Genomic DNA, 14,496 nt, shown 5'->3' with positions numbered 1-14,496 from the left:
GTCCATCCTCTCCGTTCGCACCCTCCCGCGCTACATCCCCGCCCAGCTGTGACCCGAGATGTCTCAATCCCTGTCGTCCCCATCCGCACAATCACAGGCACGCGGATGTCACAGGCTCCAACCTGATTTCGTGGGACATCAGCAACTATTGGATACATACTCAATGTGAACCGAGCCAATACTCATGGTGAGAAGGCGTCCGGTTCGCGGAGTTCCCCGATGCTCCCCGTTACCCCCAGCTGGAAGCGCCTCGCCCTGACGGCGATGGTGTTCTCGACTCCCCTCATGGCCGGCTGCACGGCCGAGCCCGCGCGCGAAGCGCCGTCGGCCGCCGTGCGCCAGGACCGGGCCCACGACTCGCTGAAGATGTCGAAGCTGTACGCGCAGTGGAAGCAGCAACACGCGGATGGCACCCAGATGCCGCTCGACCTGGGCGACGCGGATCAGTACGCCTTCCTGATGAAGCGCCTGGAGGCGGCGGGCAACACCCCGGCCAACTCCCCGCGCCTGTTCTCCAGCCTCTCGCGGCAGCGCGAACACGTGCTGGCCCAGAAGGCCTCCGGCGTGAAGGCGCTGACCACCACCCCCGAGTGGTGCGGCCACCTGCTGCCGCTGGAGGAGATTGCTCACGGCAACGGGGAGACGACGTTCCAGGGCTCGGGCTACCTCACCTGCGCGGGCGGGGCGGACTACTCCTACGTGGACTTCAACGCGTACTCCACGACGCCGGACCGCCAGGACTTCCAGCTGCTGGCCACGACGGCCACGGAGGACTACCTGGCCAAGACGCTGGAGACGGATCCGCTGAACGTGGTGCTGGACGCGGGTCCGGACCGGGTCCTGTATTACGACTCGGTGGGCATGGCCTATGACGAGGCCAGCGGCCGGATGGAGACCTTCTACTCCACCGCGGACACCACGGTGCTGCTGCTGCCGCCGGGTCTGAACTTCGACCACCCGCGCGAGCTCATCGGCACGGGCCTGCCGGGCAACGCCATCCGCACCTGCCTGGAGCGCGGCTCCGCGACGGGCGCGCTGGACTGCGACTACACGCTGGCGAAGAAGGACGCGGCGGGCAATATCACCGCCTTCGCCGGCGGCTACACGGGCGTGGCGGCGGTGAATGCCCAGCAGTCCGTGACCGCGAAGAAGTGGGTGCCGGACACGACGGCCTACTGGCCCACGCCGGGCGCGTTCAACGCGGCCAAGCTGTACCTGCCGGCGCGGGGCACGTACGTGACGGGCCTGCCGGCCAACTGCACCGTGACGACGGTGAAGAGCGAGGTGAACATCGTCCTCCTGAGCGCGGGCGGTCGCTGCAAGGTGAACAACGTCGCCGCGACCACGCCGGGCACGGTGGTGCTCACGGGCAGCCTGCCGCTGGGCACGGGCCTGGACGCCTCCAGCATTCCCTTCAACGGGCTGATGGACCTGGGCACGGACTGCCTGGCCCACGAGCAGGACGTGGCGATGCAGGCCTTCACCACGGTGAACGCGACGTGCCCCCGCTCCGGTGGCGGCTTCAGCCCGGTGACGCGCGTGGGATTCCGCCGGCTGGCGGTGCTGGACTTCAAGAACAGCTGCCTCGCGGCGGGCACGCGCGTGCTGCGCGCGGACGGCAAGTCCGTCCCCGTGGAGTCCGTGAAGGTCGGTGACCGCGTGCTGTCGAACGCGGACGGCCGCGCCCTCACCGTCACCACCGTGACGAAGGGCACCGAGTCCCAGCCGATGGTCCGCCTGAAGGCGGGCAAGGGCCAGGACGTGCTCGTCACCAACACCCACCCCATGGTCAGCCGCACCCGCGGCGTCGTGACGGCGGGCGAGCTCGCGGTGGGCGACGTGCTGCTGACGAAGAACGGCGAGGCGACGCTGGCCTCCGTGGAGCGCGTGCCCTTCAAGGGCCAGGTCTACAACCTGACCCTGGGCACGGACACGGAGCTGCTGGACGTGGGCGCGAAGGAGCACACGCTCATCGCCAACGGCTTCCTGGTGGGCGACGCGCGCATGCAGACGGACCTGGCGCGTGAGAAGCACCAGCCCGTCGCCTCGAATGTGCTGGCCGTGCTGCCCGCCGCGTGGCACGCGGACTACCTGAACAGCCGCCGCTAAGCGGCGTCAGGCCTCGCGCGAACGCAGCAGGTAGAAGACGTAGCCGTAGCTGTCCCCGTGGCGGCGGTACAGGTTCACTTCCTGTTCCGCCGCCGCGATGACCTCGCGCAGCGCCGCGTCCGCGGTGGGGCGCAGCCGGTCGATGCGCTGGAGGAGCGGCGTGTAGTAGTCGTCCCACCACGCGGACGCGGGCAGCGTGAAGGTGTCCAGCACCGTGAAGCCCGCGGCCTCCGCGCTGGCGCGGTTCTGGGCGATGGTGCCCATGGACGGGTACCCCGCGGACCAGAAGCGCACCGCCTCCGGAGGACGGACGTCGGTGAGCCAGGTGCACTCGGTGACGGCCACCTGTCCACCGGGCGCGAGCAACGGCCGCCACTGGCGCAGGCCCTGCTCGAAGCCCATCAGGTAGATGGCGCCCTCGGACCAGAGCAGGTCGACGGAGCCGGGCGGCAGCGACAGCGCGCTCATGTCCTCCTGGCGCGTGACGATGGCGTCCGACAGCCCCTGCTCGCGGGCCTCGCGCTCCAGCCGGTCAAGATAGGGCCGGTGCAGGTCCACGGCGGTGACGCGCGTGCCCAGCTCCCGCGCGAGCACCAGCGACTGCCGTCCGGTACCCGCGCCCAGATCCAGCACACGCGGCGAGGGCGGCAGCGGGGACAGGCGCCGCAGCGCTTCCCGGGTGCAGGCGTCGCTGCCGGGGCCCAGGCGGGGCAGCTCGTTGTAGAGGGTGAAGAAGGCGTTGACCGTCTGTCGCAGCTCACCGGAGCTGCGCTTCACGTTGCCCTGGAGCAGCGGGACGCGCTTCCAGTGCTCCTCGATGCGCTGCTTGAACAACTCCGGCATGGGCAGGTCCGCGCGCAGCGTGGTCCATGTGTCGAGCGCGACTTCGACGGCGCCCTTCACCACCGGGAGGACGTCCTCGTCGCTCAGGCCCAGCTTGCGCGCCAGTCGTTCGAAGCTCTGGAGCGACACGTCCTCGAAGCGCTTGGACTTCGCCAGGTTCAGCGCGAGCTGGTCCTGCGGCATGTACTGGATGGTGGAGACGAAGTCGTACGCGGGAGACAGCGTGGGGCGCGTGCCATCCGGATAGTAGAGGGACCAGTTCTTGTGGTGCGCGTCGCCGTTGCCGCACGCGATGATGAACACCAACCGCCGCAGGAACTCCTGGAGCGCGTCCAGGCCCGCGACCTTGAGCAGCACGTTGGCGATGGTCTCGTAGTTGTACTTCTTGTACTTCTCGTCGGAGTACAGCCCCAGCACCTGCGCCAGGTCCTCCATGTGCACGCGGCGGCCGGGGGACGGCCGGTCGAAGCGGCGGATGGCGTAGGCCAGGTCCTCGCGCAGGGTGATGCCCTCCGGGAGGCCGTGCAGGTCAGCGACCGGGAGCAACTGGAGCTCCGGCACGTCGATGCCGGTGGCGCGCGCCCACGTCATCACGGACAGCTCGTTCTCCGGCACGCGGTCGTAGCGGTTATCCGGGAGCTTGACGATCCAGTCTCCGCCCAGGCCGCCCATGGGCAGCGTCATGCCCCGGTCGCGCCGGAGCATGGAGAACTTGAGCTGCACGCCCGCGAGCGAGAAGCGCAGCGGCTCACCGTCCGAAACGGGTTCGGCGGGAGCTTCGGCGAGCGGCGCGTCGTGGCCAGCGAGCTCGCCCGCGGGGCGGACGATGACGGCGCCGGAGAGGTCCGCGCCCAGGTGGGCGATGAAGAAGAACTCGCGCTGCCGGGCGATGTGCTGGCGTTCGGAGATGAGGTCGCGCAGCGGGCCTTCGGGCAGGAGGTTGGAGAAGAACGGTGGCAGCCGCATGCGGCTGGTGTGGCGGCGTGACAGGTCGTCCTCGAAAAACTGGCCCAGGACGGGGCGAGGGTAGCGCTGGCGGTAGTCCTCGGAGAGGCTGAATTCGATGCGCTCGTCCGCGAGCAGCGTGAGCGTGCCGACGTGCACGTCGCCAATGAGGACGTCGAGGATGCCCGTGGTGGACACAGGGAGCGTGGGGTCCATGTCAGTCCTCATCGTCGTCGATGATCATCGACTGGAGCGAAGGCCGGTCTGAGTCGTCCCAGCGCGTGCGCGCCTCCATGAACTGGCGCAGGACGGGCTCCAGGACCATCTGGCGCAGGTGGAGGAACGCACCGTCATTGCGCCGCAAGGACTCCATGGCCTGCGGGCTGAGCCCATGGCTGTGGAGGATGTCCTCGCTCGGAGGCGGCTGCGCTTCGAGCATCTGGGAGAGGGAGTGCCCCGGCACCGGAGGATGGAAGAGGAAGTTGAAGGTCCCTTCCATCAGGCGCCGGACCGTCCTCCGGTCAAAGACCCGCTGCGTGGTCCACCGGGGGTCACCCGCGGGAAGGATGGGCTGGAAGCCCTCGCCCTGCTGCTCCAACAGCTCTCCGGGGTCCAGCACCGCGCCCGTCAGCAGGTGGCGCGGCTGGAGGGACAGCATCGCGATGCGCAGGACCAGCGGGGGCCGCGCGATGGAGTGGGGAATGACGGGCATGCCCGTCTCCATCCACCAACGGATGAGCGGCGGCGGAACCTGCGCCAGCAGCGTCTGGAGGGAGCGCTCCTCGTCGGAGCGGATGGCCGCGAAGACCTGGAGGGCCTCCGGGGGCTTCAGCTCCCAGCCGCCGAAGACGATGTGGCGCCAGACCCAACGCGACAACAGCTCCCGCGAACGAGGTGTCGGCTCAGGGTGCAGTTGGAAGAACCGCGTCAGCAGGACCAGCGAGTTCTCCGGGGCGGGCAGCAGCTTGAGGTGCGGGATGAACGCATCGCGCTTGAGGAACACGATGGCGTCCCGGAGCGCCCGGTCCGTGCGGCGGACGGTCTCCGTGAGCTCGTCGTCCTGGTTGAGCTGTTCCTGGTAGCCCCGCGTGAAGTCCAGGCCGCGCACGGCCAGCACGGCGCGCAGCAGCAGCGACTCCGGGATGCTCCCGAAGCCCAGCTCCCGCAGCCCTTCGGTCACCGACTCCAGGCTGAGCGAGCGCGAGCCCACGTACAGCGCATTGAACACCTCTTCATCCGTGAGCGGACGGCCCGCGGTGTTGAGGCGCTTGAAGATGATCCGGAGGACCTTCTCGTCCGCCGTGTCCACGACGTACGCGGGCACCTGGTACTCACGGATGGCCTTGCCCAGGCGGATGGCGGCGCGCAGGTGCTCCGGGTGTGCCTCCCGGCCCGGGTAGCGGTTGAGCCAGTGGAGCAGCGACTCGCTGTCCAGCACCTCGTTCATCGGGAGCCAGTGCGGCGGCGGAGCCCCTGTCTCCGGGGGTGCATGCAGTTCCCCCGTCTCCAGGTCGAAGTAGAGGTGGAAGTCGTCGCGTCCGGCTTCGTCGCCATACGACGGATGCAGCAGCACGCCCGCGAGCGCCGTCACGCGCTGCTGTCCGTCCACGGCCCACAGGCCCTGGCTGGTGGAGGGCGCGTCGATGCGCACGGGGCCGAAGCTGACATTGGCGGCGGGGGCTTCCCGTCGCCAGAACAACAGGGTCCCGATGGGATAGCCCCGGTACACGCTGTCCAGCAGGTCGCGCACGTCCTCCGCGGTCCACCGCAGGGGGCGCTGGAAGTCGGGGATGCGCACCTCGCCGCGCCGCACGCGGTCGAGCAGGTCCTCGATGCTGAACGACTTCGTCTCCGGGCGCCGCGTCAGGGGAGCGGGCATCGCGATCCTCCTCCCCCGGGTCTGTAACCCGAAGCTCCAGAACCCGCCACCTACACCGTGGAGCCACGTCGCTTCGGCAGCAGCACCACCAGCCCCAGCGCCACCAGCCCCGTCACGGTGGACAGGACACGGCCGCCCTGCCCCACCGCGTTGACGTCCAGTTGCAGATCCAGCAGCCCGTTCGCCAGGTTCCATCCCCAGTGCAGCCCCACTGCGCCCCACAGCGAGCCCGTGCGGGCCACCGCCGCCGCGTACGCCAAGCCCGTGCAGAACAACATCAGCCACTCCAGCGGCCCGTTTCCCAACCGGTACACGTGCGTGAGCACGAACACGCCCGCGGACAGGGCCACGTAGCCCACGCCCTGCCCCGCCACCGGCCACGCGCGATACCAGAAGCCTCGCGCCACGATGTCCTCCGCCACCGACGGCACGAACGTGGACACCACGATGCCCAATGCCGCCACCAGCAGCGCCGTGCCCATCAACGGCTTCTCCAGGGGCTGCACGCGCATCACGCCCACCGCCACTCCCACCAGCACGGACAGCGGCTTGAGCACCAGCATCACCGCCAACGCCCGCGCGAGCGCGGAGCCCCGCCACTCCAACGCATACGCATGGAAGCCGTTGCGGTAGCCCAGCCACCGCCCCACTCCCCAGGCCACCGCGTGGAAGAGCGTCATCATCACCGCTGCCACCACGGCGTTCCCCAGCAACCGTCCGCCAATCCCCTCCGGCGCTTCGTAGCAGGCGTACAGCACGACGAACGCGAGCGCACAGTGCAGCGCGACACGCGGGGGAGACGATGACTCGGAAGGTGCGGGGCTCATGAAGGAGGCCCCCTCATAGCGCGGGAAACGTCCCCCCCGCACAGCCAACTTCCGCGAGTCCCTGCGTATCGCACCGCGAGTCACCGCGACTCCCAACGAGGGGGAATCCAACATGCGCATCACCCATCACGCCCGGTTCATCCGGGCGCTCACGGCCGTGGCCTGCCTTGGCACCGCCTGCCGCCCGGAAGACGCCGCCGAACCCACCACTCCGCCCGCGCCCCAGTCGCCCGCCATCTCCGGCGTGCGCTCCACGTGGGCCCGCATTGGGCCCAAGGCCGAGGCCCGCGAGGTGAAGTACGAAGCCATCGACGGCCTGGCCCTCTTCGAGGGCGACATCATCCTGGGCACCGTGGAGGACGTGGAGCGCGAGTCTCCCAAGGTGAAGGCCCAGGCCGGCAACCGCGTCTCCGCGGAGAGCATCCAGGTCAGCGGCAGCAGCAAGCGCTGGCCCAACGGCGTCGTCCCGTACGTCCACGTCTACGGCTCGCTGGATGACAACTTCGTCGTCAACGACGCCATCCGGCACTGGCAGCGCCGCACGGGCCTGCGCTTCGTGCCCATCTCCGCCAGCACGCCCTCCTCCGTCGACCACGTCTATTTCGTGAAGGGCCAGGGCTGCTCATCGTCCGTGGGACGCCAGGGCGGCCGGCAGTTCGTCACGCTGGAGGGCGCGTGCAGCCTGGGCAACGTCATCCACGAGTTGGGCCATGCCATCGGCTTCTGGCACGAGCAGAGCCGCGAGGACCGCGACAGCTTCGTGGACATCCTCTGGGACAACATCGAGCCCAACAAGGAACACAACTTCGAGCAGCACATCAGCAACGGCGACGACGTCGGGCCCTATGACTATGGGTCCATCATGCACTACGGCGCCCGGGACTTCGGCATCGCCGACCCCGTCACCGGCGTGCGCAGGGTGACCATCCAGACCAAGGGCGGCCAGGCCATTGGCCAGCGCACCGCCCTGAGCGCGGGTGACGTCGCCTCCGCCGCGTCCATGTACCCGGGTGAGATGAAGGGCAACTTCGAGGAGATCACCTCCACCGGCTACGTGAAGGGCTGGACCTTCGACACCGCGTCGCCGTCCGTCTCCGTGGACGTGCACTTCTACATCGACGGGCCGGCGGGCTCCGGCGCGTACGGCGGCTCCGCGACCGCGAACGTTTCACGCAATGACGTCAACACCGCGTACGACGGCATCCTGGGCGACCACGGGTTCTACTTCCCGGTGCCGGCCTGGTACCGCGACGGCCAGAACCACACGATGTATGTCTATGGCATCGACGCGCAGGGCCTCCACAACCCGCTGCTCGCGGGCTCGCCGCGCACCTTCAACCTGCCGGGCGCCTTCGGCACGCTCGACAACATCTCCTACGACGGCACGGTGACGGGCTGGGCGCTGGACCTGGACTCGCCGTCGGCGTCCATCGCGGTCTACTACTCCATCGACGGCAACCCGGCGTCCGTGGCGAACGTGACGGCGAACCTCTACCGCGCGGACGTGAAGAGCGCCTATCCCATGGCGTCCGGCGCGAACGGCTTCTCCTTCCGCATCCCGGACCACTACGTGGACGGCCTGGACCACACGCTGCGCATCTACGCGTTGGATCAGCAGGGCCGCCACAGCCCGCTGCTCGGCAACGCGCCCAAGACGTTCCGGCTGGCCATGCCCTCCGTCTACAAGGCGGGCGTCTTCGCCGGCACGGGCAGCGCGGATCAACTCATCGCCATCGACGGGTCGGGCTATGGCCCGCGCGTGCTCGTCTCCGGCTACGTCAACGCCAATGCCTTCCCCAATTTCCACTACCAGGAGTCCTGGAGCGCGTCGGTCCTGCTCAATGGCTGGCACAACCCCGGTGACATCAAGCTCCAGGGTGACTTCCGGGGCCTGGGCTACGACCAGATGCTCTTCATCAACACCGACGGCTGGGGCGGCCGCGTGATGATCACCGACTTTCGCGACGGCGCCGCCCCCTCGGAGGTGCGCTACCACGAGTCCTGGGGACAGAGCGTGCTGCTCGACGGTTGGCACAACCCGGAGGACCTGCAGCTCGCGGGCGACTTCCTCAACCGGGGCCATGATCAGGTGCTGTTCTTCAACCGCTCCGGGACGGGCGGCCGCGTGATGATCACCGACTTCAGCGACGGCGTGGTCCCCTCGGAGGCCGGCTACCACGAGGAGTGGAGCGCCCCGAACTCCTTCGAGGATTGCTCCGAACCCGACGACCGCTTCTACGTGGGCGACTTCCAGAACCGGGGTTACGACCAGGTGCTCTGCCTCAACCGCTCCGGCACGGGCGCGCGGGTGAAGCTCCTCGACTTCAGCGCGGGCGTGGGCCCGGCGCAGGTGCGCTACGTGGAGGCGTCCGGTGCCTTTACCGTGCTCGACGGGCTGATGGACGCGGACGACAACCAGGCGGCGGGGGACTTCCGGGGCCTGGGCTATGATCAGCTCCTGCTGGTGAACAACGGCACCACCGGCACGGCCATGCTCATCGCGGACTTCCTCGACGGCGTCGCGCCCGCCGAGGTGCGCTACAGCGAGGCGCAGGGCGTGAGCTACTACCCCACGCTGTTGGCCAACCGGATGCTCGTGGGCGATTTCCGCGGCCTGGGCCACGACCAGGTGCTCTATGGCTCCTGGAACGACCCCACCTACTTCACCACCATCCTGGACTTCGCCGACGGCGCCGCCCCGCCGGAGCTGCTCTTCCAGAAGGTGGAGATGAACTGAAGCCGCTGACGTGATGACTCGCGCCATCCTCCTGGTGACTGCAGTCACCGGCCGGGCACCTGGCGCGAGCGTCCTCTTCCTGTGAGTTCCAGGGGTTGCGCGGTTCACCTTGTCGGCATGCCCGCTGCAATGAGGTCAGGGCACGTCGCTGCTCAGACCCAAGGTGATAACCATGATCGACCTCAAGGCCACGGCCCGCTCCTCCTCCCTGCTGCGCCCCACCACCGCGGAGTCCGCGCTCGTCAGCCCGAAGGCCCAGCTCTCCGCGGGGCCTGTCGCGGACGCCTCCCGGAGCATGCCGGCGCGGGGCTTCAGCCAGGTGGACTCGTTCGAGCCCGCGATCATCAACCGGCGGCAGCCGCGCGGGATGTCCGCGATGGAGGGTGCGTCGGACATGCTCAGCGCCCCGGCCGCCTTCGCCCCCCGGGGTCTCCCCCCGGAGCTCCAGAACCTGGCTCCGGCTCCGGCCGCGACCCAGGCGCCGGATCCTGCTCCGCAGCAGGCCTCCAACGGCGTCCCCAGCGCCAATGACAAGCGCCCGGCCGGGGACAACCGCTCCGCCGCGCAGATTGTCGACGACACGCCCGCGCTGAAGAACCTGGGCCGCCAGAAGGACATCAAGTTCGACCAGCTGTGCAAGCAGACGGGTGTCGACCCCAAGCTGGACCTGAAGGATCCGAAGCAGAACGCCGACGGCGTCTACCGTCTGGCCAAGGTGCTGGAGTTCATCGACAGCGCCAAGGCCTCCACGGGCGGGGACCGGGATAGCAAGGTCAAGGGCGGCGTAGGTGACGGCAACATCGAGGGCATCACCAAGGACGGCGACGCGCGCCACGGCACGGAGGCCGGCATGGTCAAGGACTTCGCCGAGAAGGGCTACTCCTTCCTGGGCGAGCACCAGCTGCCGACCACCAAGGACACCCACGTGAAGGCGGACGGCAGCAACAAGGACAACTTCCAGTGGGCCGCGGGCGAGGCCGGCAAGGCCCTCTGGTTCCTGCCGGGAGTCAGCAACGTCCTGACGGGCGTGGGCAACTCGGAGGGCGGCTTCAAGGGCGTCCTCGAGGGCGCCGCGAAGGGCTACGTCAACACCCTGAAGGGCGCCGCGGAGGGCGTCATCGGCTCCATCACCAAGGGCCGCGCCAACCCGGCCGGGATGATCTTCGGAGGCGTCATGGGCGCGCTGGGCAACACCGAGGCCGCCCCGCAGCCGGTGAAGGACATCGCCAACATGCTCTACTAGGGCAGCGGCTCCGTGCGGTGCTTGCGCGCGGGGTTCTCCAACCCCACGCGGAACCACCGGTAGCCGTACCCCTCCAGCGTGAGCCCGTGGCGCTGTCCGTCCACGGGCTCCGAGTGGTCCTCGCTGAGCACGTTGAACAGCGTGCACGGCTCCTCGCCGCCCGGATCCAGCTTCACCGTGCAAGGCCGGGCGGACAGGTTGTGCAGCACCACCATCGCGTTGCCCTTCCATTCGTACCGGATGGCCAGCACGCCCTTGTTGCCCGTGCGCAGCACCTTCCACGCACCCCACCCCAGCTCCGGGCACTCCTTGCGCGCGCGGATGATGCGCTCGGTCCAGTTGAGCTGTGAGGCCGGGTCGCGGCGCTGCTGCGCCACGTTCACCTGCCGGAAGCCGAACGGCCCCTCCGACACCAGGGGCTTCACCGGCTCTTGCGCCAACGTGAAGCCGCCGTGCGGCTCCGGGCTCCACTGCATGGGCGTGCGCACCGACTGCCGCTCCACGAGTGACAGGTTCTCCCCCATGCCCAGCTCGTCGCCGTACCAGAGCACTGGAGTCCCCGGCAGTGAGAACATCAAACTGTAGGCCACTTCGATGCGACGGCGGTCGCCGTCCAGCATCGACGCGAACCGGCGGCGCAGGCCCCGGTCATACAGCTGCATGCCCTTGTCCGGCCCCAGAGCCTCGAAGACCTCCAACCGGTCCTCGTCCGACAGGCGCCCCAGATCCAGCTCGTCGTGGTTGCGCAGGAAGTTCGCCCACTGCGCCGTGTGCGGCAGCCTGGGAGCTGACTTCAGGGCCTGCACCAGCGGCGTCACGTCCCCTCGCGTGAGCGACAGGTAGAAGTTCTGGTTCGCCAGGAAGTTGAACACCATCTGCATGCGGTCGTTGTCGCCGAAGAACTCCACCACCTCGTTCATGGTGACGTTGGCTTCCGCGAGCAGGATGGCGTCGCCTCTGCGCCATGAGAGGAATTCGCGCATCTCCTCCAGCAGCTTGTAGGGGTTCTTCACGTCCGGGTTCTTCACGCCCTTCAGCTCGACGAGGAAGGGCACCGCGTCCACCCGGAAGCCGGACACGCCCAGTTCCAGCCAGTAGCCCATCACCTTGAGGATCTGCTCGCGCACCTCCGGGTTCGCCACGTTGAGGTCGGGCTGGAAGTCGAAGAAGCGGTGGAAGTACCAGAGGCGTGCCTCCTTGTCGTACGTCCACGTGGAGGGCTGCACGCCCGGGAAGACCATGCCCTTGTTGGCGTCCTTGGGCCGCTTCTTCGACCAGACGTAGTAGTCGCGGTAGCGGCTGTCCGGGTCCTTGCGAGCGGCCTGGAACCACGGGTGTTGATCCGACGTGTGGTTCACCACCAGGTCGATGATGACGCGGATGCCGTGGAGCTTCGCCTCGTGGGTGAAGGCCACGAAGTCGCCCAGGTCCCCCAGGCGCGGATCCACGCCGTAGTAGTCGCTGATGTCGTAGCCGTTGTCGCGGTTGGGCGTGGGCTGGAAGGGCAAGAGCCACAGGCAGGTGATGCCCAGGCCCGCCAGGTAGTCCAGCTTGCGGCGCAGGCCCGTGAAGTCCCCCACGCCGTCGCCGTTGCCGTCCATGAACGTCTCGACGTCGAGGCAGTAGACGACCGCGTTCTTGTACCAGAGGTCTTCAATCATCCCCTTCCCTTTAGCCCTCCGTTCCCAGGAGGCATCCGGCGACTCCCGCGCGCCGTGAGGAACCCCACACCCGGGGGCAGGCAGGCTTCGTTCAGCCAACACTCGCGCGAAGGCGGGCCTCGCGGCCGGGCGGATCCGGCTCCAGGGTGGACGCATCCATGCCCCTCATCGGCTTCCACGCGTCGCACGAACAGTTCCCGCCCAGTGAGCTTCTGCGCCTCTGTCAGAAGGCGGAAGGCGCGGGCTTCCAGGCCGCGCTCAATTCCGACCACTTCCACCCGTGGACGGAGGCACAGGGGCAGAGCGGCTTCGCGTGGGCGTTCATGGGCGCGGCGCTCGCGACCACCGGGCTGTCCTTCGGCTCCGTCACGGCGCCGGGTCAGCGCTACCACCCGGCCATCGTCGCGCAGGCGCTGGCCACGCTGAACGAGATGTACCCCGGCCGTGCGTGGATGGCGCTCGGCAGTGGCCAGTACCTCAACGAGGCCATCACCGGCACGGGCTGGCCCGCGAAGGACCTGCGCAACGCGCGCCTGAAGGAGTGCGTGGACATCATGCGCGCCCTCTTCCGAGGCGAGACGGTGACGCACCGGGGGCTCGTCACCGTGGAGGAGGCGAAGCTCTACACGCGCCCCAAGGACATGCCGCTGCTGGTGGGCGCGGCAGTGACGCCGAAGACGGCGGGATGGGTGGCGGGCTGGGCGGAGGGCCTCATCACGACCGCGCGGCCCCCGGAGGAGCTGCGCAAGGTGGTGGATGCCTTCCGAGATGGCGGCGGCGAGGGCAAGCCCCTGTTCCTCAAGGTGCAGCTGTCCTACGCGAAGGACGACGAGCTCGCACGTGAAGGGGCGTACAACCAGTGGGCGTCCAACATCTTCACCAACAGCGTCCTCACGGACCTGCGCACGCCCGCGCAGTTCCAGGAGGCCGCGAACGTGGTGCAGCCGCACGACCTGGATGGCCCGCTGCGAGTCTCCAGCAGCCTCCAGCAGCACATGGACTGGCTGGGCGAGGACCTGCGCCTGGGCTTCGACCGGCTGTACCTGCACAACGTCAACCGCGAGCAGGACGGCTTCATCGAGGCGTTCGGCGAGAAGGTGATTCCGGCCCTCACGCGCTGAAAGCCGCTGGGTATGCTCGGGAGCATGCCCACCGAAGTGCTGTCCCGTCAGGCCCTCAACCGCGCCACGCTCGCGCGCCAGTTGCTGCTCACGCGCGAGAAGATGACCGTGCCGCGCGCCATCGAGCACCTGGTGGGGCTCCAGGCGCAGCTCGCGCGCCCGCCGTATCTGGCCCTCTGGTCGCGCCTCCAGGGCTTCCAGCGCGACGCCCTCACGAAGCTGGCGCTCAAGCGGGAGCTGGCGCGCGGCACGATGATGCGCGGCACGCTGCACCTGATGACCGCGAAGGACTACCTGCGCTACCGCGGCCTGTTCCAGCCCCTGCTCAACGCGGCCATGCGCTCCGTGCTGAAGGAGCGCGCTGCTGCGCTGGACCTGCCCGCGCTGCTGGCCACCGCGAAGCCCTTCCTCCAGGAGAAGCCCCGCACCTTCGAGGCGGTGCGCGCGCACCTGATGAAGCACCACGTGGACGGCGACGAGCGGGCCATGGGTTTCGCCGCACGGATGATGCTGCCGCTCGTCCAGGTGCCCGAGGAAGGGCTGGAGTGGGGCTGGCCCGGCAACTCCGGCTTCACGCTGGCGGAGTCGTGGCTGGGCGAGAAGCTCTCCACGGACGACGACGCGTCACCGCTGGTCTTGCGCTACCTGGCCGCCTTCGGCCCCGCCACCGTGGCGGACATGCAGAGCTGGTCCGGCATCAAGCCGCTGAAGGACGCCTTCGAGAAGGTGCGCGGCAAGCTGGTGGAGTTCCGCGACGAGAAGAAGCGCGTCCTCTTTGATTTGCCCAAGGCCCCGCGCCCGCCCGAAGAGACGCCCGCGCCGGTGCGCTTCCTGCCGGACTTCGACAACCTCATCCTCTCCCACGCGGACCGGACCCGCGTGGTGCCGGAGGAGCACCGTGCGCTGTTGTCCACGAAGAACCTGCGCGTGCTGAACGTGTTCCTGGTGGACGGGCGCACCGCTGGCGTCTGGACCACCGAGCGCACGAAGGGCACCGCGACGTTGGTCTGCAATGCCTTTGACGCGCTGAAGAAGCCCGTCCGCGACGCACTGGTGCAGGAGGGAGAGGACCTGCTGCGCTTCAGTGATCCGGACGCAGCGAAGGTGGCGGTGCGGTTCGCCACCTAGTAG

9 protein-coding genes are annotated in these 14,496 nt (G+C 68.8%); 5 read left to right on the top strand and 4 right to left on the bottom strand.

The genetic code is table 11. The features are described from left to right. The first annotated feature begins 219 nt into the window (after nucleotides 1-219). Nucleotides 220-2,109, top strand: a complete 1,890-nt coding sequence (locus D7Y11_RS11310) for a Hint domain-containing protein (RefSeq protein WP_126933681.1) — start codon at nucleotides 220-222, stop codon at nucleotides 2,107-2,109. Between the two features lie 6 nt (nucleotides 2,110-2,115). Here D7Y11_RS11310 and D7Y11_RS44230 read toward each other — a convergent pair whose 3' ends face one another. From D7Y11_RS44230 to D7Y11_RS45160, 3 genes are read right to left on the bottom strand one after another with little or no spacing between them, the layout of a single operon-like run. Further along, nucleotides 2,116-4,113: a HipA domain-containing protein gene (locus D7Y11_RS44230; protein ID WP_233607258.1), complete on the bottom strand. Its 1,998-nt coding sequence runs from the start codon at nucleotides 4,111-4,113 to the stop codon at nucleotides 2,116-2,118. Between the two features lies 1 nt (nucleotide 4,114). Beyond that, nucleotides 4,115-5,776, bottom strand: coding sequence for a DUF262 domain-containing protein (locus tag D7Y11_RS11300; RefSeq protein ID WP_121755611.1), 1,662 nt, complete (start codon nucleotides 5,774-5,776; stop codon nucleotides 4,115-4,117). 50 nt (nucleotides 5,777-5,826) lie between these two features. Next, complete coding sequence (locus D7Y11_RS45160) at nucleotides 5,827-6,603, bottom strand: CPBP family intramembrane glutamic endopeptidase (RefSeq protein ID WP_158624558.1); 777 nt, start codon at nucleotides 6,601-6,603, stop codon at nucleotides 5,827-5,829. Nucleotides 6,604-6,715: 112 nt separating this feature from the next. Here D7Y11_RS45160 and D7Y11_RS11290 point away from each other — a divergent pair, with 112 nt between their 5' ends. Both D7Y11_RS11290 and D7Y11_RS11285 read left to right on the top strand, forming a co-directional pair. Then, on the top strand, nucleotides 6,716-9,340 hold the full coding sequence (locus tag D7Y11_RS11290) for a M12 family metallopeptidase (RefSeq protein ID WP_126933680.1): 2,625 nt from the start codon (nucleotides 6,716-6,718) through the stop codon (nucleotides 9,338-9,340). 172 nt (nucleotides 9,341-9,512) lie between these two features. Next, nucleotides 9,513-10,583: a hypothetical protein gene (locus D7Y11_RS11285; RefSeq protein ID WP_120580919.1), complete on the top strand. Its 1,071-nt coding sequence runs from the start codon at nucleotides 9,513-9,515 to the stop codon at nucleotides 10,581-10,583. On the opposite strand, the gene D7Y11_RS11280 is transcribed toward D7Y11_RS11285, so the two are convergent. Then, nucleotides 10,580-12,244, bottom strand: a complete 1,665-nt coding sequence (locus tag D7Y11_RS11280) for an alpha-amylase family protein (protein ID WP_126933679.1) — start codon at nucleotides 12,242-12,244, stop codon at nucleotides 10,580-10,582. The genes D7Y11_RS11285 and D7Y11_RS11280 overlap by 4 nt on opposite strands. A gap of 158 nt (nucleotides 12,245-12,402) precedes the next feature. Between D7Y11_RS11280 and D7Y11_RS11275 the strand changes: the two genes are divergently transcribed. Together D7Y11_RS11275 and D7Y11_RS11270 are read left to right on the top strand one after the other, a co-directional pair. Continuing rightward, nucleotides 12,403-13,365 (top strand): TIGR03885 family FMN-dependent LLM class oxidoreductase, encoded by a 963-nt coding sequence (locus D7Y11_RS11275; RefSeq protein WP_126933678.1) that lies wholly within the window; start codon nucleotides 12,403-12,405, stop codon nucleotides 13,363-13,365. Nucleotides 13,366-13,389: 24 nt separating this feature from the next. Continuing rightward, nucleotides 13,390-14,493: a winged helix DNA-binding domain-containing protein gene (locus D7Y11_RS11270; protein ID WP_126933677.1), complete on the top strand. Its 1,104-nt coding sequence runs from the start codon at nucleotides 13,390-13,392 to the stop codon at nucleotides 14,491-14,493. Nucleotides 14,494-14,496: the final 3 nt, after the last annotated feature.

The organism is Corallococcus sp. AB018 (assembly GCF_003986945.1).
GTDB lineage: Bacteria > Myxococcota > Myxococcia > Myxococcales > Myxococcaceae > Corallococcus > Corallococcus exiguus.
The sequence above is the reverse complement of the archived record's forward strand: the minus strand, read 5'-3'. Positions and strand labels throughout refer to the sequence as shown.

Coding starts and splice junctions, on each gene's coding strand:
- D7Y11_RS11290 (WP_126933680.1), top strand. CDS start 6,716: ATGCGCATCACCCATCACGCCCGGTTCATCCGGGCGCTCACGGCCGTG.
- D7Y11_RS44230 (WP_233607258.1), bottom strand. CDS start 4,113: ATGGACCCCACGCTCCCTGTGTCCACCACGGGCATCCTCGACGTCCTC.
- D7Y11_RS11280 (WP_126933679.1), bottom strand. CDS start 12,244: ATGATTGAAGACCTCTGGTACAAGAACGCGGTCGTCTACTGCCTCGAC.
- D7Y11_RS45160 (WP_158624558.1), bottom strand. CDS start 6,603: ATGAGCCCCGCACCTTCCGAGTCATCGTCTCCCCCGCGTGTCGCGCTG.
- D7Y11_RS11300 (WP_121755611.1), bottom strand. CDS start 5,776: ATGCCCGCTCCCCTGACGCGGCGCCCGGAGACGAAGTCGTTCAGCATC.
- D7Y11_RS11275 (WP_126933678.1), top strand. CDS start 12,403: ATGCCCCTCATCGGCTTCCACGCGTCGCACGAACAGTTCCCGCCCAGT.
- D7Y11_RS11285 (WP_120580919.1), top strand. CDS start 9,513: ATGATCGACCTCAAGGCCACGGCCCGCTCCTCCTCCCTGCTGCGCCCC.
- D7Y11_RS11270 (WP_126933677.1), top strand. CDS start 13,390: ATGCCCACCGAAGTGCTGTCCCGTCAGGCCCTCAACCGCGCCACGCTC.
- D7Y11_RS11310 (WP_126933681.1), top strand. CDS start 220: ATGCTCCCCGTTACCCCCAGCTGGAAGCGCCTCGCCCTGACGGCGATG.